Source organism: Providencia sp. 2.29, assembly GCF_015832305.1.
Taxonomy (GTDB): domain Bacteria; phylum Pseudomonadota; class Gammaproteobacteria; order Enterobacterales; family Enterobacteriaceae; genus Providencia; species Providencia stuartii.
Genome location: NZ_CP065420.1, coordinates 3,479,235 through 3,503,407 on the forward strand (window position 1 = coordinate 3,479,235; position 24,173 = coordinate 3,503,407).

Below are 24,173 nucleotides of genomic sequence, written 5' to 3' on the forward strand. Positions count from 1 at the left end.
TTAGTTATGGACAATCAAGATCCTGTACGTCCAAATCCAGATGAATTGCTGGCAAAAGCCAATGAAAGTGGTCGTGGCAAACTCAAAATATTTTTCGGCGCCTGTGCAGGCGTCGGAAAAACTTATGCGATGCTACAGGAGGCACAGCGCCTGCGGGCGCAAGGCCTAGATGTCTTAGTGGGGGTCGTCGAAACCCATGAAAGGGAAGAAACCGCCGCGCTCCTTGATGGTTTATCTCAGTTACCGCCGCGCCGCTTAAACCATCGAGGCCGTCGTATGAGTGCTTTTGATATTGATGCTGCTATTGCAAGGCACCCTGCTATCATTTTGATGGATGAGTTGGCATTTAGTAACCCAGCAGGTAGCCGCCATCCGAAACGGTGGCAAGACGTTGAAGAGCTTCTTGATGCGGGTATTGATGTTTTAACGACTATCAATGTGCAACATATTGAAAGTTTGAATGATATTGTGGGTAGCATTACAGGGATCCACGTACGTGAAACGGTTCCCGATCACATATTCGATGCCGCCGATGAAATCGTTTTAGTCGACCTTCCCCCAGACGATCTCCGCCAGCGCCTAAAAGAAGGTAAGGTCTATATCCCCGCACAAGCCGAGCGTGCGATCGAACATTTTTTCCGTAAAGGTAATTTGATAGCCCTTAGAGAGTTGGCTTTACGCCGTACTGCCGACCGAGTCGATGACCAAATGCGAGAGTTTCGCGATGGTAAAGGGCACGTTCCTGTTTGGCATACTCGAGATGGTTTACTGTTATGTATTGGTCACCATAATGGCAACGAAAAACTGGTGCGAGCGGCGGCAAGGTTAGCGGCAAAACTAGGCTCTGTTTGGCACGCCATTTATGTCGAAACACCAAAGTTACATCGCCTTCCTGAAGGGCACCGTAGGGCTATCCTTAAAGCGCTCCGCTTGGCTCAGGACTTGGGAGCCGAGACAGCAACGTTATCCGATCCTTACGAAGAAAAAGCGGTTTTACGCTATGCGCGCGAACACAATCTAGGCAAAATATTGGTAGGTCGGCGCACGAAGCGTCGCCGCTGGCTAGACTTTGGTACTCATACAAACTTTGCTGAACGTTTAGGCGCATTAGGCCCAGATCTTGATTTAGTTATTGTTGCACTCGAAGAGAGAAATGATTGGGTTAAGGAGCCTGAACGTAAGCCTTTTTCTGAAAAATGGCGGAGTGATGTTAATGGGTTTTTAGTGGCTATCGCTATCTGTACGGTGATTACCCTGTTTTCACGTACTTTTTTGCTGGCCCTCGATAAAGCCAACCTTGTTACGCTGTATTTACTGGGTGTTGTATTAGTCGCGCTTTTTTATGGACGTCGCCCATCCATCTTTGCTGCGCTAATCAATGTAATTAGCTTTGACCTCTTTTTTGTACAACCCCATTTTTCACTCGCCATTATGGATATGCAGTACTTGGTCACCTTTACCGTCATGCTAATTGTCGGTGTCGTGGTCGGGAATCTAACTGCGGGTATGCGATATCAAGCGAGGATCGCGCGCTACCGTGAGCAACGAACTCGTCATCTATATGAAATGACAAAAGAATTAAGCCGAGCACTCACAGAGCAAGATATTGGTAAAACTGGCTATCACTTTATCAATAATGCCTTTCAAGCAAAAACCTGTTTATTGTTACCAGATGAAAACAATCAGCTCTCCCCTTTGTTATGTGAAGGTCATAGCCCTATGCAAATTGATCAGGCTATTGCTAAATGGAGTTTCGAGAAGCGGCAACCTGCTGGTGCGGGGACAGATACCCTCCCAAGTGTACCTTATCAATTACAACCCATTACAACCGCCGATCAAACACTGGCTGTACTCGCCATTGAACCCAACAATCTCCGTCAGTTGCTGATCCCTGAACAGCAGCGCATGTTGCAAACTTTTACAGGGCTGATTGCTAGCGCTTTAGCGCGTTTGCAATTGTCAAAGCAAGCGGAAAGTGCAAAATTAGATATTGAGCGTGAGCAGTTACGAAATTCGTTATTAGCCGCATTATCTCATGATCTTAAAACCCCCTTGACGGTGCTGTTTGGCCAGGCGGAAATTTTGACCTTGAATCTGAGCGCTGAAAATTCTCCTTATACTGAGCAAGTGAATCAAATGCGCCAGCAGATACTGAGCACCTCACGTTTAGTCAACAATTTATTAGATATGGCACGGCTGCAATCCGGCAGTATTCAACCTAATTTTGAGTGGCAATCACTGCAAGAGATCACAGGCAGTGCGGTTAGAACCCTTGATTACACCTTGCATAGCCACCCTCTATCTATTGATATTCCTGCCAACTTATTGCTCTATTGCGATGGCAATTTAATCGAGCGCGTATTAATTAACTTACTGGAGAATGCGACTAAATACAGTGATAAAGATACCCCGATGGGAATTTGTGCTCAAATAGAGGATAATCAAGTACATATTGAAGTTTGGGATGCGAGCAACGCTATCCCTGATGGGCAGGAAAAAATCATTTTCGATAAATTTTCTCGCGCCCAAAAAGAGTCGGCTATTCCCGGTGTAGGCCTTGGGTTAGCAATTTGTCGAGCCATTATTCAATTGCATGATGGCAACATTTGGGCCGAAAATAATAAAAAAGGTGGAGCTAGCTTCCACTTTGTTCTACCTTTTAAACAACTTCCAGATATTGAAGAGCTAGATAATTATTGTGAATCCCCATCAAATACTGATCATTGAAGATGAAAAAGAGATCCGTCGCTTTGTCCGATTAGCTTTGGAGGGGGAAGGCTGGAAAGTTTTTGAGGCGGAAAACCGCCATCGGGGGTTAATTGAAGCGGGAACTCGCCAACCTGATCTGTTAATACTGGATCTTGGCTTACCGGATGGTGATGGCTTAGATCTGATCCGTGATCTGCGCCAATGGAGTAATATCCCGATCATCGTTCTCTCCGCTCGCGAGGAGGAGTCACAGAAAGTCGCGGCATTAGATGCCGGAGCAGATGATTACCTGACTAAACCTTTTGGTGTTAGCGAATTACTTGCAAGGGTCAGAGTCGCTTTACGTCGCTTCGGTAAAGTCACTCAAGAAAACGCAATATTCCAATTTGGTGATGTCACAATTGATTTTATCAATCGTCTCGTCACCAAACAAAATGAAGAGTTACATCTCACCCCTATTGAGTTTCGCTTGCTCAGTGAACTCGTAGCAAACAGTGGCAAAGTTCTAACGCAACGCCACCTATTGTTACAAGTTTGGGGGCCTAATTATGTTGAACATAATCATTACTTACGTATTTATATGGGGCATTTACGCCAAAAACTGGAAAATGATCCCGCTCGCCCTATTCATTTATTAACGGAAACGGGGATTGGCTACCGATTTATGCCATAACCTCTTATTCTCAGATTATTTCCTCTAGCTGCTGTAAAGTGACTCGCTATAATCTTCCTTATATCAAATTAAGGAGAGCAAATTTTGCAATCAAACATGACTTATCTAGTTCGCCGTTTTTCTACTGTTTTCGTTTTATTATTAGGTCTGTTTGTGGCCACACAAGCACTGGCACTAAGCCCTGAAGAACGCACGCGCACAGAAGCACTGTTAACTGAACTAGGTAAACAGCAGAATTTAACCTTTACCCGTAATGGCTCTGAGCACAGTGCAACCGATGCGGAGTCTCATCTACGCTTAAAGTTAAGCAAAACACACAAACGCTTGAGCACCACTGAACAATTTATTGATAACGTCGCGTCCAAATCCTCTATCACAGGTGAAGAGTATCAGGTCAAAGACAGCGAAGGGAAAGTCACTTCCGCGAATCAATATTTACATCAATTACTAAAAGAAAAAGTGGATACCCAAAAGCCTTAGTCTTGGTGATATCGGCTATTCTCCCATAAAAAAAGCTTCAGTGGCTGAATATAGCCCTGAAGCTTTTTTATTATACCTAACGTGTTCTCGCATCGAGCCATAGGAAAACCCTATAGACTCGACACACACAAGGGGGTAATTATTGTTTCTCTATCTTCGCCCAAGTATCGCGCAAGCCTACCGTACGGTTAAACACCAGTTTATCTGCGCTGCTTAAACGGTTATCTGCACAGAAATAGCCTTCTCGTTCAAACTGATATGGCTTATCTGTTGCAGCTTCACGCAAGCTCGGCTCAACAAACCCGTGTCGAATAACCAATGATTCTGGGTTAATGACCGATAAGAAATCTTCTTCCGCCGCTGGGTTTGGTACGGTGAATAAACGGTCATATAAACGAATTTCAGCAGGTAGTGCGTGCGCTGCGCTAACCCAATGAATAACGCCTTTCACCTTACGACCATCGGCAGGGTCTTTATTTAGGGTTTGTGGATCATAGGTGCAGTAAATCGTTGTGATGTTCCCTTCTGCATCTTTTTCCACGCGCTCTGCTTTAATAATATAAGCATTACGTAGGCGAACTTCTTTACCTAACACTAAACGTTTGTATTGACGGTTAGCCTCTTCGCGAAAATCTGCGCGATCAATATACAACTCGTTGCTAAACGGCACTTCACGAGTTCCCATCTCAGGTTTATTTGGATGGTTAGGTGCGGTCAAGATCTCTTCGCCTTCTGGCATATTTTCAATGACTAGGCGTACAGGATCGATCACCGCCATCGCACGCGGCGCGTTTTCGTTAAGATCATCACGAATACATGATTCCAGCGACGCCATTTCCACGTTATTGTCTTGCTTAGTCACGCCAATACGCTGACAGAATTCGCGAATAGATGCAGCGGTGTAACCACGGCGACGCAAACCCGAAATTGTCGGCATACGCGGGTCATCCCAACCATCAACTAATTTATCTGTCACTAATTGGTTCAACTTACGCTTAGACATGACCGTATATTCAAGGTTTAAGCGTGAAAACTCATATTGACGTGGATGGCAGTCAATCGTGATGTTATCAAGCACCCAATCATATAAACGGCGGTTGTCTTGGAATTCCAATGTACACAGTGAATGTGTAATGCCTTCTAATGCATCGGAAATACAATGCGTGAAGTCATACATTGGGTAAATACACCATTTATTACCTGACTGATGGTGCTCTGCAAATTTAATACGATACAAAACGGGATCACGCATAACGATAAAAGGTGATGCCATATCGATTTTTGCACGTAAGCAAGCTTTACCTTCTTCAAAGCCACCCGCACGCATTTTTTCAAATAGCGCTAAGTTCTCTTCAATACTACGGTCACGATAAGGGCTATTTTTACCCGGCTCTTTTAGAGTGCCACGATATTCACGAATTTGCTCTGGGCTCAGTTCATCCACATACGCTAAGCCTTTGTTGATAAGCTCAATAGCGTATTGATATAGAATATCGAAATAATCAGAAGAGTAGTGAACCTTACCGCTCCATTGGAAACCTAGCCACTGAACGTCTTCTTGAATCGAGTTGACATATTCAACATCTTCTTTGACTGGGTTGGTGTCGTCAAAACGTAAGTTACACTGACCCTGATAATCCTGCGCTATACCAAAATTCAGGCAAATTGATTTTGCATGACCAATGTGTAAATAGCCATTCGGTTCAGGTGGGAAACGTGTATGCACCGAAGTGTGTTTCCCGCTCGCCAGATCTTCATCAATGATCTGACGGATAAAATTTGTTGGGCGAGTCTCTGCCTCATTCATTGTCATCATTCCTCAATGCCAAAAGCGCGTAATAGCAAAATATATTCTACCATAATCTGTCAAGAAACAACCGTTTGATCAACTATGTATTGATTAAACACATATTGCCTTGTATTTCGCACCTGAAACAATGATATTAAAGCAATATATTAGGTTAATAGCATAACACTTAACACAATAAGAAGGAGCAGTGGATAACTTTGAGCATGGCGCTTATCGCTCAAGTATGGCATCAATAAACTGGCAAAACGAATTCCTAGCCATGATGTCACAATCAGAATTAATGCCCCCTTGATATAAACCATCCCAATAAAGCCAGCACCTAATTGAACATGTTCCGTTAACGCAAAATAAAAGTAGGTCAACGTTCCTGTTATCGCCATCGGTAATGTTAGTGGGTTTGCAAACGCAGCAGCTTGGATCATCGTCGCCCCACGACGTCGCATTAGTGGCACCGTCATCACACTCCCCCCCACACCGAGAAATGCAGCAACCGCCCCTATGACTAAACCAATAGGTATATCAGCAAAAACATCGCCGCCTGAAGGCGTTATGCCCTCAGTGTGTGTTTTCATAAATCCGGGTCTTATCAGGCAATCTAAAATCGTAATAACAAGATAGCCAATAAAGAGCCAACGGATCCATTCACTATCAACAGAGAGCGCAATAAAAGCCCCCAAAATACCGCCTAAAGAGATAGGAATAATAAACGGGCGAATAATGCTCCAATTTAAATGACCTTTCCGATAATGCGCCCTACTTGATAGTGAGGCAGAGAAAATCATCACGCAGGTTGAAGTTGCGACGGCAATTTGCATCGCAACTGCACTTGCTTCGCTCTCTGGCCCCCACACCAAGGTAATGAGTGCATAGAGTAGAGGAACCGTAATAAAGCCCCCACCGAAACCAAAAAGTGCCGTCGTGATCCCAGAAATAAAACCAAAAAGACAAAGTAGTAGAGTCACCAATACATCTCCATTCAAGATAACGTTGTTATCTTATTGTGAAGAGCCGTGATTAACTTACGCATAACGGACAATGTGTTTTGAAATTTCGCCAAATTTAAGGGAATAAAAAAGGGAGGCTTACGCCTTAATGTTGATCAGTTAAGAACTAAATAATGGATTGAATGATCCTACAGTTCTGCAAAAATACGTAATCATCCGAAGATTACAGATTTTTTATGTTACTTAGCCAAGCTTTCGAGACTGTTCTGGCTTTCTCGCCAAAAGAATTTACAGCCCTTTCTGACCTCCTTTCCGCTGAACTCATTGACGAATGTCTCTTTTTCGTTCTCTTTCCATGGCTCAACTCGTTTTTCATCTCGATATTGTTTTACCGAGCAACCGACCTTACGTTGCACCAAGTGCCGTTGTTCAGGCTCGGCAACGGTTAGGGGAAGATGCCGTTCGCAAAGTATTTGAAAAAACAAGCCAGCTCTGGCTTGATAAACTGCCATTATCACACTGGAACGGATTAACCTTGATGGCTGTCGATGGCACATTATGGCGGATACCAGATCCCCGCTATGGGTATCTGATGCTGCATGGTTTGCTCAGAGGTGAAGGCCGAGTCCAGAACCGTAAACGTACATATCGCCTCTACATCGAGGAAGGCTTGCAGGTCAGGACGAAGAAGCGCAAGAAGCTAACCCAGTCAAAGCAGCCCATGGAAGTACCAACGGCTCCCAATTAACGTTGGTCTATAGCCTTTGTTTCAGACCAACTCAGCAATGGTCGGTGCTTTCGGGTACTGAATGTCGTGGATGATTATTCGCGGGAAATGGTCGGTCAATTAGTCTCTGTGGCCATCAGTGGCAGGCAGGTCGCCAGATCCTTGGACCAATTGATGGAAGAACGAGGCAAACCCAACAAGGTTACCTGCGATAATGGGACCGAATTTACCAGCAAAGCGATGTTTTTTTGGAGCAAGGAAACCGGTATAACATTGGGCTTTATCCAGCCAGAAAACCCCACGCAAAACGCCTTTGTGGAAAGCCTGAATGGTAAATTCAGAAATAAATGTCTGAACCCGCATGGGTTCAGAACCTTAGACGAAGCCAGATACGAAATCGAGCTATGGCGTGAACACTACAACCATGTTCGCCCACATAGTTCACTGAACGATATGCCGCCTGTTGCGTATGCCAAGCAAGTCACTTCACAAGCTTATTCACGGTTGGGATATATTTATCAAGAAGGAATTGGCGTAAAGCGTAACCTCGGAATATCAGGACAATATTTTATTCAGGCAAATGTAGCGAATACGCTTAATTCATTAAAAGGAAATAAATTTGACTGTGATATTTAAAAAAATTGAGAATTCACAATAATTTGAATACTTCTAAATGTTTTTATGTGAGTCCAAAATCCTCAATGGTTTTAGATTCAGACTCACACTATTCACACTATGGCTTCGTTACATTGGTTTTCTGGTTTATATACATTTCCTTTTCTGAAAGAAAAATCAATACAATAAAATAAATGAATGAAATAACACCGATAACAATCGAGATCCAATTTAATCCAACTAGTGTATAAAAGTAATTAGATACTCTATTCAGTAAGAACATAATGAAACAGATAGCGATAGGATACCGATAGCCAATACTGCGCAATCGCTGGATTTCCAGTAATGAAAAAGTACAATAAGCGAGACCATAAATGATCAGAATAACCAAACCATAGGCAAATGAAATAGAAAACCCCAAATCCAAGTCAATACTTTTTGATAGGGCCTCATGAGTGTATCGATAATTAGCGCTTACAAATAAAGAATTAACCACCTTAATTGATAATGTCAATAAAATTGCAGTTAAAATATAATAACAAAAAAAATGAAAGTGACTTTCTTTTAGTATATAAAAATGCGGTACCTATTTTTCCTTCAGTCATAACTTCCTTATAATATTGATTGAGTGTGAAATTTTAAAATTTAGGCCACCCAGTGAATATAAAATCATTACCAACATACAGTGGTGGCTCTGGAGGCGTATTTACTTCAGGTTCATCTGGCGGAAAATCCCCAGAGAGTGGTTCCATTAAACGAATATAAAAATAGTGATAATTTATTCCCTCTGCGCGCTGTATATCGTGGACAAACCAACTATAGAGCTCATTTGAAACAGGAACATATGATATCGGAAATGGCATATTATCATATCCCGCCGTGCCACAGTCGATATAGTATTGTGCCCGACGTTTAGCGGGCCAGTATATTTTATCAAAAATTTCAGGTGGAACAGGGCTAAGCTTTCGTGTTTTGACTTGCCATGCCATTTTTGCTACTTCAGATAACCACCCCCAATCTTTCTTCAATAACGCCATTTTTTCAGAAGCACCGAACGCAGCTTGTCTAGACTTAGCTGAAATATTAAAACCACCTTGATGTGAACCTGCGGATAATAATTCGGCTTTCTCTTGCTCCTCTAATTTTCGTAGCTCATTTTTATATTCATAATGCTTCTGGTCTAACCACGCAAAATAACTGTCGAGGTGAGCATTCAAGGCCGTAAATGTCAATTTTTTTAATGGAATGCCTGATTGATAATAATCTACCCATTCTGTTGCATTTTTGCCTTCCACCTTTTGTTCATATTGGAAATAGAGCCACGTATCAAAATCCATTTCGCGCAATGCATCGAGTTCAGGAAATGGAACTCCAGTATGAAATGCGGCTAAATGCATTTTATTTAAGGCGACTTTAGCGAGTTCTTCATTGGGCTTTTGTTCATTATTTCTTAATCCCCCGCCGATATCCTCACTGCAACCGGGTAATAGCTCTTCCTGATGATGTTCCCCACTTCTGCCCGTTAAATAGAGACAACGCCATTTGCGTTTTTCATGGGCAGCTATCAAATGTAAAGACTTTTTAACTATTGTAGGCAGCGGTGTCATATGGTCAATATATTTACGCCCTGCAACCATAGTAATTAATGAGTCAATAGCAACTTCCGTTACCTTATTACTTTTTGCCGGAAGTGTTAGTATATTTAATCCATAATCTAATCCGTTATCCTCACTTTCAGGCGTGTCACGAGAGCAATCGAATAGTCCCACAAAAGGAATGTCAACCCAAGCACCACCGTGAACGCCCCCGTAAAAATAGAGACCCGTATCATAATTTTTTTGGCAAAGTTGGTTAACTAACACACCGATAAAGTATCGGGCTAGTGTCGCTCCCATATCAAAGCCAAACACAGAAACTGAGATCAAATTAATGGGAATTTCTCCTTTTTGAGCTTCATTACACGCTCGGGAAAATCGCTCTTTTAAGTCATTAATTCGCGTTTCTACCCCTGTTACAAAATTATAGGCAATAAATTCGTTATCTCTTAAAAATGGTGTTGCTTCAATACCTATTTTCGCAGCAGCATCAAATCCGGCCTCGGCAAACATTTTAACCTGACCTTTCGGAGACACTAATTCTTCAATTTTTTTAAAGCCATCTTTTCCTATCGCGTAATCAAACCCCCGCCTCTAAGCTCGTATCTCTTATCGAGTCTTGAATATTACTTTGAAATTCATCATTAAGATTTGTATTAATATAATTTCGCTCACTGTTATTCACTTCATTATAAGGTGTACCAAGGCCTGATATGTAAAATTTCCAATAATCATTATTCACTGTAATTTCTTCTGCATTTTTATACGCATAAAATAATTTAGCAATATTACTTAATTTGCCATTGGGTTCATCTAAGTCTTTATTTCGACCAACTCCATCAAAAAACAAGCCTATGTGTAAAGTACGTGAGCAATTACCTAATTTACATTCTTGTGCTTGCTTTGCTTTGTTTGTTGCTGCAATGATCGAATCAGTACTAGCTCGTTTATCATTATTCATTATGTGTACCCTCAATTTCTTTACTTGAGCTAAAAGGGTTATATGAAGATGAGTTTTTATTATTCCATTCTAGTTTAATTGTATTTTCTGGTAAAAAATGAACATGTAATGTATCGTCCCCTTCTTTACGCTCAGGTAATGGTACCTTAATTTGATAATTTTCAGAACGCATTCCTGCGTCATATTGTGAACCTTTGACACCTAATCGCCACTTTATTACAGCTATTTTTCCTTTTATTATTCCGCAGCATGTCATTGCACCTGAACCATAGGCATAGGGATTGTATTTATAAGCGGGTGCATTCCCCCCCATAATGTTATTTAAACTAAACCATGAAATGGGCCTGTTTTGCCAATTATGAGTAACTAAAGCGACCTCTTTATTATCTAATGCATCATTTGCACTTGACTTTGATGCAAACAAAACAGATAGCCCAATTAAAAATACAAATAAATACAACTTGAACCTCAGTAGCCTTTCGTGATTTTGTTGAATCCATGTCATGTTTTTCTCCTATATTTAATTTTATTGCAATATGCTTGTTAGTTAAATCAATAATTTCATATTGAGCTAAATAATAAATATTTGCTTTTTCATTCAGTGAAAACCCTTACTCGCCCAGCTCCATCAAAAAATAAACCCCGTTCTGTCTTTTGTCCAAAACCATAAAGTCAGCGCAAACCCCATAAACAAGATAATCAATAACACCACTAACCAGCGACGCGTATTGGGACGTGGCACTTTTGCGGCAGCAGGCGGAATCGTATTGAGCCAAACAGGCATGTCAGCCTACCTTGGCGGGCGAAAAGGAGCTGATTAAGGTACAGCCACAACCGCATTTATGCCCCTGAAAAGCGACAGGGATACCGTTATCGAGGTAGTTAGGATTACCTTCAATGATGGTGGTCGGACCGTGTCTTTTTTTGGGCAAGAAACCTGATCGCCTTTACGTGCCACCCCAATGCCCCCGAATTTCATGGTATCAAAGCCTGTCAGCACGGTGCCACCGTGGGTGGTTTTATCGCCTTTACGAATAATTTGTTGCATGGTTTTAGTCCTTTAAGATTTCAGCTGGTTAATAGCCCGTTTCTTCAATAAGTAATAAGTGCGTTTGTATCTTCATTTCTTCAAATAAATAGGTTGATGACTCCATCTCTTTTTCCGCAACTATTTTAACTCTCTTATCAGTCATCCATTGATAATCAAAGGTTTCATCGCCTTTCGTTTTACTCTCGATTTAGATAGCTTAGATTTTTAGTGGGCAATTTATTTTTAAGTCTAGCATGTCGATAATCATCGAGGCTTATTAATGTGTTATAAGCTTGTGATAGGGTTTGGCTAGGAAAATAATAGGTATATTCTAAAGTACCGTCATATTCCTTTCCTTCGTCTAACTGTCGGCAATAGGATGAAAATGTTGCACTCTTTGATTGAAGTTGCTTTGTTTCAACATTATGATTACTGGCAAATGCTTGTAGTGGAAATTTAATATAAAAAGGATTTGGATAAATTTTATTAGTAAAAATTTTAATGGTAGCGCAATTACATTGTTCATGTTAGTTCTCTGGTTATAATAATTCGATTTATCGTTCCCCTTCAAAATAAATGAGTTAATGCATACAGCCTAACGCGCTTTCTTTATCACAATCAAGAATGTTGAATAATTCATCTAATTTATCGACCTTTATTTTATTGCAATCAAAATTATATTCTTTATTAACACTCAAGTCTGTCACTTGTAACCCGCTATTATATTGGCCATCTTCGTAATTTTTATATATTGCGTAACCCATATTGTTATTTGAGTAAGTAACCCTGTAATACTCAGTATTATACCTAGAATAATAATTATATGAGAAGCCCTTACTCTCCAATAATTTAGAAGACTGCTCAATAAAAATAGAATCGTTATTTTTCATTGTTAACTTTAAATTTTCACCAACTAACGCCAAGTTAATTGAGCCATTTTCAGTTGCACATTGAAAGAATATTTTATTATTTGAGAAAGCACTTAAAGGCAGCAACATCATAAGAAACATTTTTTTAAATTTCATGACTATTATCACTTAGTTTTCTACTAAGTCAGTAATATCAAAGCATAATCACCATTAAGTTTAATTGATAAAATGTTGTATTTTTTTATCATCACGGCATTGTTTGATTTTAAGCAGATCAAAAGAGTATATCTTTATAATTGTTTTTGATTTATTATCAACCTCTACAGATAAACAGGCACACCTGACACCATAGTTACCGTTAGTGTAAATTATTTCTGAAGGGTCAATAGAATTATCAATAATTTTTTCAATTCCTTCCGATTCACGCCCTCCTTGCTGAGATATACTCCACTCAGCATCACGATCGATAAGCCAAAGATTTCCTGGTGTAGGATTATCTAACCAGCCACAAAGAATTTCTTGCCCATGTACAGAAAATTGTATAAATAGAAGGAGACATATAAAATAATTTTTTTTCATGCTAATAAGCCATTATTTAGTTTTTCCAAGTAATCCTCTGCAAAGCCTTTTATTTGATCTGCTTGATCTAATCCATTGATACACTTTCTTGCATTATAAAAATCAGTTTTAGACTCATTAATATAATCGGTTATTTTCTTACCTGTAAATTCACCATATTTAAAACCATCAATTAAAATAAACAATGAATACTCTGGATTTAATGCTAAATCTGGTTCATTAACCATGTCGACATTTAGTTTTTGTGAGTATTTCTCATAATTGTATTTCCATGTTATCTGTACATAACCTCTACCATAATATGGGTAATACCTGAATTTTTTCTTTCTATATTCATCACTAACCGTTCTTCCTCCGTAATTTCCTTCTCGTACAGGCTGAAATGCATCCCCCGTCTCTCTTTTTACAGTTGCTAAAATGTATGCTATTTGTGTGTTTAAAGAAATTCCCTGATTTTTACACTCACTAATAATTGCATGGATCGTGCCTTCTTTAGTTGAAAAATCATACTTTTTACTATGGAATGAATCCAAAAACACCAGCGGATGCATATGCCACACTTCAGGACCAATTTTTTCGTTAGTCACATCCTGCATCCAAACCATACTATCGAGAAACTCTTCGCTGTAAGAACGCCATAAGGGAGCCTCTTCACTCAGCATGTTTAGAAAATTTTGCCATACACTATCGTTTTTTTGTAATACCAATCACTAGGGTGTTTGACAATAGTTTTATTCACGATATGGGAAAACATGGGGTTATGGAAAGCGCGACGGTATTCTTCTGGATTGTAGTGCTCCGTTGCACTGCCTTTGATTTTATTAATTAAACGTTGATAATTATGGGCAATAATCCCTTTTTCAGGGCGTGGTGACACTTTAGCTTCAGCCAAAATAGTATCAAATATCGCACTGATATAAGTGGCTTTGGGTTGAATGTACCCGTTTAAATAATCAAACGTTTTTGTTTCACTGGTTAAGGCCCTAAAGCCTATTTTCTCTAAATCATAACGCGACAGAAAAAGCGCATGTTGGGTAATATTTTGGTATTCCGCTTGTTTTGTTTCATCGGCTTGAATTTCTTCAAAACGCTTTATCAGTGAGCCGATTTTATCTTTATCTGTGTCACTGATATCAATCTGTTTTGGAAAATACCCTAGATGCTCGGATAAAAAATAGTATTTTTGCTGTTGTTTGTCTGTTTCGACTTTTATCCACTTTGGAATCTTCTTAAATTTTCAGATGCGACTCTATCCGCTTCACTATTTAATAAGATTATTGATTTTTCTAAATTGACCATTTAACTCACCACTTTATTTATATAAATTTTCTTTTAAAAAGATTCTACTGAGTCAATTTTCCAGCCATTTAAATCTTTCGATAAAGTAATGAAATATAGTGAGCTACAGTTTTTTTCACCTAAAATAAGCTTTAGCTTTGCTTTATCATTTGACACTTCGATATATTTTACATTTATATTTTCCAACCAGTCCTCACAGATGGCTTGGGCGTCAATATAATAGTCCCGATCTATATCACTTGCGTTTATTTCACGTCTTAATCGTAGTGTCACATAAGTATTGGTACTGAGCAAGTCAAACAACGGTGGAAACGTATTTTCGAGGTCGTCATGGACATAGGCAGGAATGGTCGCGAGATCATGCTCTAACGAAAAGGTTAATAAACTCCCCGCCAAACGGGTCAATTCAGCCCAAATGATTTCAGGGTGGCGCTGTGGATAGCTTTCATAATTCATGAGAACATTAGCATGGGAGTTTAAGGCGTTTAACAACCAAAATAAGGAAACATCAGCGACGGCAAAATCAGCTAAACGTTCATTGCTCTCACGGCGCATGGACATCAGTCGTTGGCAACGGGAGCGTATTTGGCGATTCAGCAAGGCTAATCGCTCTTATAATTCTCGGCTTGCTGAAAATTGCGTCATGGAGGGGAATAAATGTTCTATCTATTGCCCAGCCACCTTGACCATCACGAGTTAGGCGTGCAATAGGACACGTTTGCCACGCATCATTATTTTCATGCTGAAAACGGACAGCAATATTAAAACGGGCAACTGCCATGGATTCATCATCCTGACCAAACACATCCGGCACATTCACCCACTCTTCCTGATAACGAAGGGAACGTTCAGAAAAGCCCCCTTTTTTCTGAACATTGATGATCCCTTGTTGAAGGAGTGGCAAGGCCAGCACCAGCACAATGCTGTCAGTTTGAGATAACGCGGTGGAATTTAACTCTCGGGGCTCTGGAGTGATATCACTGACTTGGGTATCTATTAACGCCCCATCCGGCAACCATGCCCTTAGTTGATGAACTTGTAAACGACCGGACGACAAAAATGACTCATCCAGTTCAACTTTTCACTCCCCAGTTAAAGGGAGAGAATAAACCGGAAACACCTTGGTTAGTGAAAGCCTCCCATTGCGCTTGCTGTTGAAATTGTTGCGGAGAGAGCAATGCGCCTTCATTCCATAATGGGCGGTAAATTTTCATTCGATGAGCCTTTTATTTAAGCAAAGGCAATTGGCATTATGATTCATTTTCCCGAAACAATTCGGCGGCGAGGTGATGTATTCACTCAAATTTGGAAAGTAAAGCATTTCTGATGTTTTGATACGCTACCGCCCTTAGCCGTCACCCAAGGCTCATAAGGTTAAAATACGCTAATACTGTCCTGACAAATCAATCCAAATTAATAAAAAATGGCACTTAAAAATAACCCGTGGCCCATCAAATGATGAATGCAATTGATGGACCGCTTGAATCCAAACGTCCATATCCTAAATATAGCGCTCAAATTATAGGAATTAAGGATTAAGTCAGCAATTATTTTTATCAATTTCTCTTATATAGTCACAAATACGCATAGTGAGCATTATTCACTAGCCGAATTAGACATAAAATGTATTGTAAGGTAACAGAATGAAATAATCTGGAGTGAAGACGGACTTAAGAAGCCATGCTGGCGCATTCAAGGCTGTGTTGTATGTTATCAATTAGAAAGGTAACGTAAGGAAATTTAATGATTAATACCTATTTTATGTGTGAAAAATGTTTCTTTCCGGTTTGTCACTACGATGCTGACTGTCATGAGTAGTCTCATTGTCACGTGAAGAGCATAAGAATAGTTGGGATATTATTCTTATGCCAAATCAAGCCGCCAATTTGCAGTATGGTTTCGGCTATACTTTATTGTTATAGATAAATTAGTTGTTAATTATCCATAACTTAGTGATTTTATCTTGAATTAATGACCATAAGGCCACTTTGTGATGATGTTTTGCATGGAGCATTGAAAAATAGCTCAATGCTTCTGTTATCGATTCTTCTGTGTTTATTGCGATACTGTAATCAAAACTTTTCTTTAAATCCGAAATCGCATACGCATAATAGCGACTTTGCGCGGTGAGTATCGCCCCTTCAGTAAGGCAACGACGAAGTATAATGGCAACCCTTATATAGCCCTGAGTATATAAATAAAAAAGGGAGGCTTACGCCTCCCTTTGACTCTGTCAATAACTGATTAGCAAACCACTATTTTAGCACGTTGTAGATCACGGTTTCACCCGCGGTCACATTTCCGTTAGCTAAAATTTCAACACCAGCAAAATCATCGATATTGCTGATAATAACAGGGCTGATCATCGATTTAGCGTTAGCTTCTAGGAAAGCGATATCCAACTTCAGAATTGGTGTACCGGCTTTCACTTCACTACCTTCTTCCACTAAACGCGCACAACCTTCACCTTTTAGAGCAACAGTATCGATACCCATGTGAACAATTAACTCAACACCATTTTCTGTTTCTAAACAGAACGCATGGTTAGTTTCGAAAATTTTCACGACGGTTCCTGATGCTGGTGCAAGCACCTCATCACTGGTTGGTTTAATGGCAATACCATCGCCAACGATACGACTAGAAAAAGCTTCATCTGGCACATCATCAAGGGAGTACACTTCACCACTGACAGGTGCTACCAGTGAAAGAATTGTTTCACCTTTTGTTTTCACAGGCTCGGCTATCTTGGCTTTTTCAGTTTCTGTTGCTGAAGCAGAAGCTGCAATTGGGCCTTTCGCAATCACTTCTTTCATCGCCGATGCGACCAGTTCAGCACGTGTACCTACAATGACTTGCACGCTTTGTTTATTCAAACGAATAACCCCTGAGGCACCAAGGCGTTTAGCCATCGCATCATTAACAATACTGGAATCTTTCACATTCAAGCGAAGACGAGTAATACATGCGTCGATACCTGTAATATTGTCACTTCCGCCGACAGCTGCGACATATTGACGGGCTTCTTTCTGAATATCACTATCTGTGCTATCAGCTGAGCTCAAGTTTTCATCATAACCGTCAATTGTTTCATCACCTGCACTCACTTCACGACCTGGCGTTAACAGTTTGAACTTGGTGATCATAAAACGGAAAACAACATAGTAAATACAGAAGAAAACGAGACCTTGAACAATCAACATCCACCATTGCAGCGCAAGAGGGTTACGTGATTGCAGTAACATATCCACTAAACCTGCACTAAAGCCGAATCCTGAGATCCACTCCATTGTGGCAGAGATATAGATAGAAATACCGGTTAATAAGGCGTGGATCACATACAGTACAGGCGCCACAAACATGAATGAGAATTCAAGTGGCTCTGTAATACCTGTAAAGAAGGCAGCAAAAGCACCCGCAAGCATAATACCTGCAACTTTGGCTTTATTTTCAGGACGAGCGCAATGGTAGATAGCCAAAGCAGCGCCTGGTAGACCAAACATCATAATAGGGAAGAAACCAGCTTGATAACGTCCTGTGATGCCTGGCGTCGCTAAACCTTCTTCAATTGACTTCGCGCCACCGAGGAAGTTAGGAATATCGTTAATACCTGCAACGTCAAACCAGAATACAGAGTTCAAGGCATGGTGCAGACCAACTGGGATTAATAAACGGTTAAAGAAGGCATAGATACCTGCGCCCACTGAACCTAAATCTTTGATACTTTCACCGAATGAGACTAATGCATTATAAACGACTGGCCATACGTACATTAGAATGAAAGCAAGGATAATCATTAAGAAAGAAGTCAGGATTGGAACCAGACGACGTCCACTAAAGAATGATAACGCTTTAGGTAATTCCACCCCGCTATAACGGTTATACAGCTCAGCCGAGAGCACACCGACCAGAATACCCACAAACTGGTTATTAATCTTATTGAAGGCAGCAGGAACGTTTTCAAGCGGAACATTCATAATCATGGAGTAAGAAGCTGGTGAACACAGCGTTGTCACCACTAAGAACCCCACAAACCCTGTCAGCGCCGCTGCACCATCTTTATCTTTCGACATACCATAGGCAATACCAATGGCAAACAGCACAGACATATTATCAATAATAGCTGCGCCTGATTTAATAAGTAACGCTGCGATTGCACTATTGGCGCCCCACCCATCTGGGTCAATCCAATATCCAATCCCCATAAGGATTGCGGCGGCTGGCAGTACAGCCACAGGCACCATCAATGCCCTGCCGATCCGCTGTAAGTAGCTAAGAATATTCACGAACTCCCCCTTTAAAGCCCTATTATTGCCCCATTCACAGGATCTTATTGTTCATACACCATAATAATAATTTAGGTGTCTGAGTGTAGCAATTTCATAGTCTAGATGAATTTTTTCGCGATACAAAATAAATAGGTTCGATTTGTGATAAATGTCAATGATAATTTTCATTATCCACCTAAATTAGTGGCTATTATTGAAAACTTATTTTATGATTAAAAATAACTTATCTACTGGATTTAGCTGTATAGCTAATAGAGAATCGATACTCCCTGAAATTTCCTATAGTTAGTTAATAAAAAGTCAGGGGCATAGCAACTCAAAATAGCAAAGTTACATGCTGGCGATTGAGTACAATCGCTGATTTGCAACAAATGTCATGTAACTTAAGCCATAAAGAGTATGGCGATCTTTCAGATTTCATAGAATTAACAGACTGTTACTAGAGGTAAAGTATCATGAGGCTTCTCCCACTAAAAACTGCTCACGACGTTGGGATTTGGTCTGCACAATATATTGCAGATAAAATCAACGCTTTTAACCCAACAGCCGAGCGCCCTTTTGTTTTAGGTTTGCCGACCGGTGGAACTCCGCTTGCGACATACAAAGCGCTTATCGCGTTGTATCAAGCAGGCAAAGTGAGCTTTAAACATGTTGTAACGTTCAACATGGACGAATATGTGGGTATCCCAGAAGATCATCCGCAAAGTTACCATACTTTTATGCATGAAAACTTCTTTAACCATATTGATATTCAAAAAGAAAATATCAATTTGCTAAATGGTAACGCATCGGATGTGGATGCTGAATGCCAACGCTACGAAGATAAAATTAAGTCTTATGGCAAAATTAATCTATTTATGGGTGGTGTCGGTAATGATGGTCATATTGCCTTTAATGAACCCGGCTCATCATTACGCTCTCGTACTCGTATCAAAACATTAACCCCCGAGACGCGCATCGCTAACTCACGTTTCTTTGATAATGATGTCAATCAAGTACCGAAGTTTGCCCTTACTGTAGGTGTCGCAACATTAATGGATGCGGAAGAGCTGATGGTATTGGCAACGGGTGCCAACAAAGCCAACGCCGTTCAAGCTGCGGTTGAAGGTTCAGTTAATCATTTATGGACTATCAGTTGTGTGCAAATGCACCAAAAAGCATTGATCGTCTGTGATGAACCCGCAACGCTTGAGCTAAAAGTAAAAACACTCAAATATTTTACGCAGCTAGAATCTGACATTATCGAAAAGTTTAACTCATAATCATTCGATCACCCGACCTGTTGAAGCAGGTCGGTGACCCGATGTTTTATCTCTCCAGAAGTCAGGAGCCAAATACCATGTACGCATTAACCCATTGTATTATTTATACAGGTCATGAAAGATTAGATAACCATGCTGTCATCATAGATGGTGCTCTTATTAAAGATATCTGCCCATTAGATGAACTTCCCTCTGATATCAAGCAGCACGATTTACAAGGTGCTATTCTTTCTCCCGGCTTTATTGATTTACAAGTCAATGGCTGTGGTGGCGTCCAATTCAATGATAACAAAGAAAATGTGACATTGAAGCATCTGGAGATAATGCAAAAAGCCAATGAGCGTTCTGGGTGCACAAGTTTTCTACCAACCTTAATTACCTGTTCCGATGAACTGATGAAGCATGGGGTAGAAGTGATGATGGAGTACTTAAAAACACATCGTCATCAAGCGCTCGGCCTACACTTAGAAGGCCCTTACATCAACATCGTGAAAAAAGGCACGCATAATCCTGAATTCATTCGTCAGCCTTCTGCGCAAATGATTGATTATTTAGCCGCTCATGCAGATGCGATTACCAAGGTCACCTTAGCACCGGAAATCGTGGGTGAGTCTTATATTCGCCAATTGACCAATGCTGGCATTATCGTTTCTGCGGGCCATTCAAATTCAACTTACGAAGAAGCGCGCCTCGGCTTTAAAGCGGGTATCCGTTTCTCAACCCATCTCTTTAATGCCATGCCATATATTTCAGGTCGCGGACCTGGTTTAGTAGGGGCAATTTATGATACTCCAGAAGTGTACGCTGGCATTATCGCAGATGGTCTTCATGTACAATGGGCAAATATTCGTAACAGTAAACGGTTGAAAGGTGATAAATTAGTTTTAGTTACGGACGCTACCGCGCCTGCTGGTATTGATCCTCAAACTGGTGAAATGGATCATTTTATCTTTGCAGGCAAAACCATATACTACCGGAATGGATTATGTGTTGATGAGAACGGAACCCTCAGTGGATCGTCACTAACCATGATTGAAGCAGTTAAAAATACGGTAGAACATGTCGGTATCGCATTAGATGAAACATTAAGAATGGCAACACTTTACCCCGCTAGAGCGATTGGCGTCGAATCCCACTTAGGGTCTATCGCGCCGGGTAAAGTTGCGAACTTAACTGCGTTTAACCACGACTTCCAAATCCTTTCAACCTATGTCAACGGAGAGGAAGTCTACAAAAAATGAGTATATAGCTGATGAACCATAGTCACTCGCTAAAGCAAATTGGTAATATTGATCTGGTAAAACAACTCAACGGTGCCGTGGTATATAGCCTCATTGACCAACATGGTCCTATATCTCGCATCCAAATTGCAGAGCAGAGCCAACTTGCCCCCGCAAGTGTCACTAAAATTACTCGTCAGCTACTTGAGCGCGGCCTCATTAAAGAAGTCGACCAGCAAGCCTCTACAGGGGGGCGACGTGCCATATCTATCGTATCAGAGCATAAAAACTTTCATACGATAGGTGTGCGCTTAGGTCGTTATGATGCCACTATCGCCCTTTATGATTTAAGCGGCAAGCTACTTGTCGATGCCCACTATCCAATCTCAGCGCCTTCTCAGCAAGCGGTAGAGCAAAAACTGATTGAAGCGATAGAAGACTTTATTGCGCTCAATCAACGCCGTCTTAAAGAGCTTATAGCCATCTCAGTCATTTTACCCGGCCTCGTTAGCCCACACAGCGGCATTGTTCACTATATGCCACACATTAAAGTGGATAACTGGCACCTTATCGATAATTTGCAGGCTCATTTCAAAATTACCTGCTATGTTGGGCACGACATCCGTAGCCTTGCCTTAGCAGAAAGCTACTTTGGAGCCACAAAAGATTGCAAAGACTCGCTACTTGTTCGGATCCACCGCGGTGCAGGTGCCGGACTGGTCATTGATAATGAAATCTTACTAAATCACCGTGGTAACCTCGGTGAAATCGGTCATATCCAAGTGGACCCTCTAGGTGATTTGTGCCATTGCGGTAATTTTGGTTGCCTCGAAACTATCGCCTCAAATCAAGCTATTGAAAACCGTGTTCAACAGCGCCTAGAACAAGGTTTTACTAGCTCACTCACACTAGAACGTTGCTCTATACAGCATATCTGCCAAGCTGCAAATAAAAATGACCCTCTGGCGACAGAGGTGATACAGCATGTCGGCCGCCAAATCGGTAAAGCCATTGCTATCGCAATCAACCTGTTTAACCCTGAAAAGGTGGTTATTGCAGGTGATATTACGGAAGCCGAGCAAGTCTTACTGCCAGCTATCCAAAGTTGTATCGATACCCAAACACTCAAAGAGTTCCGTGAAAACTTACCGGTAGTTACCTCACAATTAGTGCATACCTCAGCAATCGGCGCCTTCGCCTTAACAAAACGCGCTATGCTCAATGGGGAGTTGCTCCAAAAACTCCTTGATAACTGATCTCACAATCCCACCAGCAAAAACCAGAAACTGTTGCTCCATTTCTGGTTTTTGCTCTGGATTAGATTCTTTTTCCTTAACGCCAAAAACAGGCAAATCGTGCGTTGATAGATCTTTTGGATCACCATTTCACTGTTAGTTTGGCATCCCAACATATTAAGATGGATACAATTACTCTCATGTGACATGTCACAGTTTTTTCGATGAATGACTTGTTTTTTGCTGTCTTTATCGACAAAATGATTATTCATCAAACAAACGGACGCATTTTCACAAAAATAGTGAAAAAAGCAGTTGACTGTCTTAGCTGTAATTAGCATAATGCGCCCCGCAACGCCGATGAAGGTAATGCAAAAAAGATGGCTATGTAGCTCAGCTGGTTAGAGCACAACACTCATAATGTTGGGGTCACAGGTTCGAATCCCGTCATAGCCACCATGTTTGCGGGAGTGGCGAAATTGGTAGACGCACCAGATTTAGGTTCTGGCGCCGCGAGGTGTGCGAGTTCAAGTCTCGCCTCCCGCACCATTTCCTTCTCGGTTATTGAATTTAAGATTGGGGTATCGCCAAGCGGTAAGGCACCAGGTTTTGATCCTGGCATTCCCAGGTTCGAATCCTGGTACCCCAGCCATCTTAAATTAACGAATTTAGAAGACATCCTCGGATGGGGTATCGCCAAGCGGTAAGGCACCAGGTTTTGATCCTGGCATTCCCAGGTTCGAATCCTGGTACCCCAGCCATCTTCTCCTCTTCGTAGGTTGTCTTGAATCCCATGCAGTGAAGTTAAAAAAGCAGTCTTACTGTATGACATGGCTATGTAGCTCAGCTGGTTAGAGCACAACACTCATAATGTTGGGGTCACAGGTTCGAATCCCGTCATAGCCACCATGTTTTGCGGGAGTGGCGAAATTGGTAGACGCACCAGATTTAGGTTCTGGCGCCGCAAGGTGTGCGAGTTCAAGTCTCGCCTCCCGCACCATCCCTAACTAGGGATAAAAAATCTGATATATTGGGGTATCGCCAAGCGGTAAGGCACCAGGTTTTGATCCTGGCATTCCCAGGTTCGAATCCTGGTACCCCAGCCATCTCTCCCCCTACTCCACTTCAAAGTAAAATTTTCACCTAATATACCTTTGGGGTATCCCTTATACTTTCTCAAAAGAGACAACTTCATTTATCACTCAAGCTCAGTTACAGGTTTGCATCATCTATTTTTCTGAGCCTTAAGTAGACCAATGTACAGCCATTTCAGATACTATTTTCGTTCCGTATACCCACTTAGTGTTCGTCAGCGGCAAAACGATGAACAGCACCTATCGTATAGATGACCTTGAGATATTTTCAGAGAAACAAAAATAATCAGACAGTGTATCCATTACAGTGTCATCCCTATAACCAAATCTTATTGCCTGATTTATTCTCCTGTTCATCTAGCTCAATAAACAGGTTTCAAACCTACCATAAACACATCGTAGTGTTTTAAGCGGCATAGTGCTTTGCTTGAGGATAGAGGCTATTTGATGCTTCAAGAAAGCCCATTAGCCCATCGACACGAGCAATAAAGAGGTCGCTTACCCCGAGAATTTGCCGTTTAATCACCACAGAAAGCCATAAATTACCACTCCACTTTCATAGAGGTAGAGCTGCTTATCTTTTAAATTTGAAACGAGAGCAGTTTAAGCAGCTTTCTTCACATCGCCGCTGTCTTCTTTCACTTTATATAGGATGGGGCGTATAAAGCGTTTCTTGTGGCTTCTGTTGCCACTGCTTTGGCGCACGCGGATAGTCGCGGCTGAGTCGCTTATTCTTAGAGCAAAAAGATGCTTAATTTTGTTTGATAGCCCTCAGCGCTTATTGG

Annotated in this window: 17 protein-coding genes, 7 tRNA genes and 4 pseudogenes; 15 read left to right on the forward strand and 13 right to left on the reverse strand. The window is 41.1% G+C overall.

Annotation, left to right across the window (positions count from 1 at the left end):
- Window positions 1-6: 6 nt before the first annotated feature.
- From kdpD to I3B46_RS16445, 3 genes are all read left to right on the forward strand, one after another.
- The gene (gene kdpD, locus I3B46_RS16435; protein ID WP_036943513.1) at window positions 7-2,727 is read left to right on the forward strand and encodes a two-component system sensor histidine kinase KdpD; all 2,721 of its coding nucleotides are present in this window, start codon (window positions 7-9) and stop codon (window positions 2,725-2,727) included.
- Complete coding sequence (kdpE, locus tag I3B46_RS16440; protein WP_061064308.1) at window positions 2,699-3,382, forward strand: two-component system response regulator KdpE; 684 nt, start codon at window positions 2,699-2,701, stop codon at window positions 3,380-3,382. Before kdpD ends, kdpE begins: the two co-directional genes overlap by 29 nt.
- Window positions 3,383-3,466: 84 nt before the next feature.
- Window positions 3,467-3,862 carry a DUF5329 family protein gene (locus I3B46_RS16445; RefSeq protein WP_223854703.1) on the forward strand — a complete coding sequence of 132 codons (396 nt, stop codon included), beginning with the start codon at window positions 3,467-3,469 and terminating at the stop codon, window positions 3,860-3,862.
- 139 nt (window positions 3,863-4,001) lie between these two features.
- On the opposite strand, the gene glnS is transcribed toward I3B46_RS16445, so the two are convergent.
- Together glnS and I3B46_RS16455 are read right to left on the reverse strand one after the other, a co-directional pair.
- Window positions 4,002-5,669, reverse strand: a complete 1,668-nt coding sequence (gene glnS, locus I3B46_RS16450) for a glutamine--tRNA ligase (protein WP_014657755.1) — start codon at window positions 5,667-5,669, stop codon at window positions 4,002-4,004.
- A 149-nt stretch (window positions 5,670-5,818) separates the two neighbouring features.
- Complete coding sequence (locus I3B46_RS16455) at window positions 5,819-6,634, reverse strand: sulfite exporter TauE/SafE family protein (protein ID WP_104873337.1); 816 nt, start codon at window positions 6,632-6,634, stop codon at window positions 5,819-5,821.
- A 218-nt stretch (window positions 6,635-6,852) separates the two neighbouring features.
- Here I3B46_RS16455 and I3B46_RS16460 point away from each other — a divergent pair.
- Window positions 6,853-7,068 (forward strand): annotated as a pseudogene (locus tag I3B46_RS16460) (transposase domain-containing protein); the annotation flags it as partial.
- Window positions 7,069-7,190: 122 nt separating this feature from the next.
- Window positions 7,191-7,826 (forward strand): annotated as a pseudogene (locus tag I3B46_RS16465) (IS3 family transposase); the annotation flags it as partial.
- A gap of 770 nt (window positions 7,827-8,596) precedes the next feature.
- On the opposite strand, the gene I3B46_RS16470 reads toward I3B46_RS16465, so the two are convergent.
- The 11 genes and pseudogenes from I3B46_RS16470 to nagE form a co-directional block, all read right to left on the reverse strand.
- Window positions 8,597-10,090 (reverse strand): DUF2235 domain-containing protein, encoded by a 1,494-nt coding sequence (locus I3B46_RS16470; protein WP_231405871.1) that lies wholly within the window; start codon window positions 10,088-10,090, stop codon window positions 8,597-8,599.
- 43 nt (window positions 10,091-10,133) lie between these two features.
- Complete coding sequence (locus tag I3B46_RS16475) at window positions 10,134-10,514, reverse strand: DUF2235 domain-containing protein (RefSeq protein WP_076914346.1); 381 nt, start codon at window positions 10,512-10,514, stop codon at window positions 10,134-10,136.
- The gene (locus I3B46_RS16480; RefSeq protein ID WP_076914345.1) at window positions 10,507-11,019 is read right to left on the reverse strand and encodes a DUF3304 domain-containing protein; all 513 of its coding nucleotides are present in this window, start codon (window positions 11,017-11,019) and stop codon (window positions 10,507-10,509) included. The genes I3B46_RS16475 and I3B46_RS16480 overlap by 8 nt, the downstream gene beginning before the upstream one ends.
- A gap of 123 nt (window positions 11,020-11,142) precedes the next feature.
- Entirely contained in the window at window positions 11,143-11,298 is a 156-nt protein-coding gene (locus I3B46_RS16485) for a hypothetical protein (RefSeq protein WP_004917708.1), read from the reverse strand.
- 1 nt (window position 11,299) lies between these two features.
- Window positions 11,300-11,562 (reverse strand): annotated as a pseudogene (locus I3B46_RS16490) (PAAR domain-containing protein).
- Window positions 11,563-12,125: 563 nt separating this feature from the next.
- On the reverse strand, window positions 12,126-12,569 hold the full coding sequence (locus tag I3B46_RS16495) for a hypothetical protein (protein WP_004917703.1): 444 nt from the start codon (window positions 12,567-12,569) through the stop codon (window positions 12,126-12,128).
- Window positions 12,570-12,629: 60 nt separating this feature from the next.
- Complete coding sequence (locus I3B46_RS16500; RefSeq protein WP_104873336.1) at window positions 12,630-12,992, reverse strand: DUF4087 domain-containing protein; 363 nt, start codon at window positions 12,990-12,992, stop codon at window positions 12,630-12,632.
- Complete coding sequence (locus I3B46_RS16505; RefSeq protein WP_004917699.1) at window positions 12,989-13,654, reverse strand: glycoside hydrolase family 19 protein; 666 nt, start codon at window positions 13,652-13,654, stop codon at window positions 12,989-12,991. Before I3B46_RS16505 ends, I3B46_RS16500 begins: the two co-directional genes overlap by 4 nt.
- 2 nt (window positions 13,655-13,656) lie before the next feature.
- Complete coding sequence (locus I3B46_RS16510) at window positions 13,657-13,884, reverse strand: hypothetical protein (protein WP_076914344.1); 228 nt, start codon at window positions 13,882-13,884, stop codon at window positions 13,657-13,659.
- A gap of 692 nt (window positions 13,885-14,576) precedes the next feature.
- Window positions 14,577-15,505 (reverse strand): annotated as a pseudogene (tssK, locus tag I3B46_RS16515) (type VI secretion system baseplate subunit TssK); the annotation flags it as partial.
- 1,041 nt (window positions 15,506-16,546) lie between these two features.
- The gene (gene nagE, locus I3B46_RS16520) at window positions 16,547-18,574 is read right to left on the reverse strand and encodes an N-acetylglucosamine-specific PTS transporter subunit IIBC (protein WP_014657737.1); all 2,028 of its coding nucleotides are present in this window, start codon (window positions 18,572-18,574) and stop codon (window positions 16,547-16,549) included.
- A 458-nt stretch (window positions 18,575-19,032) separates the two neighbouring features.
- Here nagE and nagB point away from each other — a divergent pair, with 458 nt between their 5' ends.
- The 10 genes from nagB (at window position 19,033) to I3B46_RS16570 (ending at window position 23,400) form a co-directional block, all read left to right on the forward strand.
- Window positions 19,033-19,839 (forward strand): glucosamine-6-phosphate deaminase, encoded by an 807-nt coding sequence (gene nagB, locus I3B46_RS16525; RefSeq protein ID WP_004917685.1) that lies wholly within the window; start codon window positions 19,033-19,035, stop codon window positions 19,837-19,839.
- Window positions 19,840-19,916: 77 nt separating this feature from the next.
- Window positions 19,917-21,080 carry an N-acetylglucosamine-6-phosphate deacetylase gene (gene nagA, locus I3B46_RS16530; RefSeq protein ID WP_104873335.1) on the forward strand — a complete coding sequence of 388 codons (1,164 nt, stop codon included), beginning with the start codon at window positions 19,917-19,919 and terminating at the stop codon, window positions 21,078-21,080.
- Window positions 21,081-21,091: 11 nt separating this feature from the next.
- Window positions 21,092-22,315, forward strand: coding sequence for a DNA-binding transcriptional regulator NagC (gene nagC, locus I3B46_RS16535; RefSeq protein ID WP_004917681.1), 1,224 nt, complete (start codon window positions 21,092-21,094; stop codon window positions 22,313-22,315).
- A gap of 361 nt (window positions 22,316-22,676) precedes the next feature.
- Window positions 22,677-22,753: transfer RNA gene (locus I3B46_RS16540), tRNA-Met, on the forward strand.
- 5 nt (window positions 22,754-22,758) lie between these two features.
- Window positions 22,759-22,843 (forward strand) — tRNA-Leu (locus I3B46_RS16545).
- Between the two features lie 28 nt (window positions 22,844-22,871).
- A tRNA-Gln gene (locus tag I3B46_RS16550) sits at window positions 22,872-22,946 on the forward strand.
- Between the two features lie 34 nt (window positions 22,947-22,980).
- Window positions 22,981-23,055: transfer RNA gene (locus tag I3B46_RS16555), tRNA-Gln, on the forward strand.
- A gap of 71 nt (window positions 23,056-23,126) precedes the next feature.
- A tRNA-Met gene (locus tag I3B46_RS16560) sits at window positions 23,127-23,203 on the forward strand.
- A gap of 6 nt (window positions 23,204-23,209) precedes the next feature.
- Window positions 23,210-23,294: transfer RNA gene (locus I3B46_RS16565), tRNA-Leu, on the forward strand.
- Between the two features lie 31 nt (window positions 23,295-23,325).
- Window positions 23,326-23,400 (forward strand) — tRNA-Gln (locus I3B46_RS16570).
- Window positions 23,401-24,173: the final 773 nt, after the last annotated feature.

Bases quoted from the DNA above. Each gene is read 5' to 3' on its own strand.
- I3B46_RS16505 (WP_004917699.1), bottom strand. From the start codon at position 13,654: ATGCTGAGTGAAGAGGCTCCCTTATGGCGTTCTTACAGCGAAGAGTTT.
- I3B46_RS16475 (WP_076914346.1), bottom strand. From the start codon at position 10,514: ATGAATAATGATAAACGAGCTAGTACTGATTCGATCATTGCAGCAACA.
- glnS (WP_014657755.1), bottom strand. From the start codon at position 5,669: ATGAATGAGGCAGAGACTCGCCCAACAAATTTTATCCGTCAGATCATT.
- I3B46_RS16480 (WP_076914345.1), bottom strand. From the start codon at position 11,019: ATGACATGGATTCAACAAAATCACGAAAGGCTACTGAGGTTCAAGTTG.
- I3B46_RS16500 (WP_104873336.1), bottom strand. From the start codon at position 12,992: ATGAAAAAAAATTATTTTATATGTCTCCTTCTATTTATACAATTTTCT.
- I3B46_RS16485 (WP_004917708.1), bottom strand. From the start codon at position 11,298: ATGCCTGTTTGGCTCAATACGATTCCGCCTGCTGCCGCAAAAGTGCCA.
- nagB (WP_004917685.1), top strand. From the start codon at position 19,033: ATGAGGCTTCTCCCACTAAAAACTGCTCACGACGTTGGGATTTGGTCT.
- I3B46_RS16495 (WP_004917703.1), bottom strand. From the start codon at position 12,569: ATGAAATTTAAAAAAATGTTTCTTATGATGTTGCTGCCTTTAAGTGCT.
- nagA (WP_104873335.1), top strand. From the start codon at position 19,917: ATGTACGCATTAACCCATTGTATTATTTATACAGGTCATGAAAGATTA.
- nagC (WP_004917681.1), top strand. From the start codon at position 21,092: ATGAACCATAGTCACTCGCTAAAGCAAATTGGTAATATTGATCTGGTA.
- kdpD (WP_036943513.1), top strand. From the start codon at position 7: ATGGACAATCAAGATCCTGTACGTCCAAATCCAGATGAATTGCTGGCA.